At 61.2% G+C, this 510-nt stretch carries 1 protein-coding gene; it reads right to left on the bottom strand.

All coding sequences use genetic code 11. From position 1 onward, the window contains the following. On the bottom strand, nt 1-389 hold a 389-nt coding region (locus tag OC610_RS28735), incomplete at its 3' end, for an AraC family ligand binding domain-containing protein (protein WP_264433174.1). Between the last annotated feature and the right edge of the window lie 121 nt (nt 390-510).

Raw genomic sequence — 510 nt, 5'->3', positions numbered from 1 at the left:
GCCGTGGCGGTGGCGCTCGCCAGACGCGCGTCATCATTCAGGGTGGCGGCAAAGCCCAACTGGGCATTGTCCGGCGCTTCATCGAACAAGGAGCGCAGCTCGCGCTCGAGCCAGTGCGGTTCGAGGTACAACGTGCGGTAGGTGAAACCGTGTTCGTGGGGTGCGTTTCCGTCATGCAGTTCGCCGGGTTCGAGCAGGAACACTTTGCCTGGAGTGCTGTTGTGTTGCTGCCTTCGGCAATGGAACTGTTGCACGCCCTGCTCCGTCACCCCCACCAGGTAGGCATCGTGCCAATGCGGATCGTAGGCATGCCCCTCGAAATGCGCGCGCACGGTCTCGATGCCGGACGTGGCGTCCTGCTTGAGATCGATCCAGTTGCGCGCGGTCATGGGCTGTCTCGTTTATGTATCGGCTGGCTGAGATTAAACGACTTGGATGGGGCGGTCTGGAAGATTTGTGCAGTTTCACTCCGCCATTGTGTTCCTCCTGTGGGAGCGAGCCTGCTCGCGA

Source organism: Pseudomonas agronomica (assembly GCF_025917275.1).
Classification (GTDB): domain Bacteria; phylum Pseudomonadota; class Gammaproteobacteria; order Pseudomonadales; family Pseudomonadaceae; genus Aquipseudomonas; species Aquipseudomonas agronomica.
The sequence above is the reverse complement of the archived record's forward strand: the minus strand, read 5'-3'. Positions and strand labels throughout refer to the sequence as shown.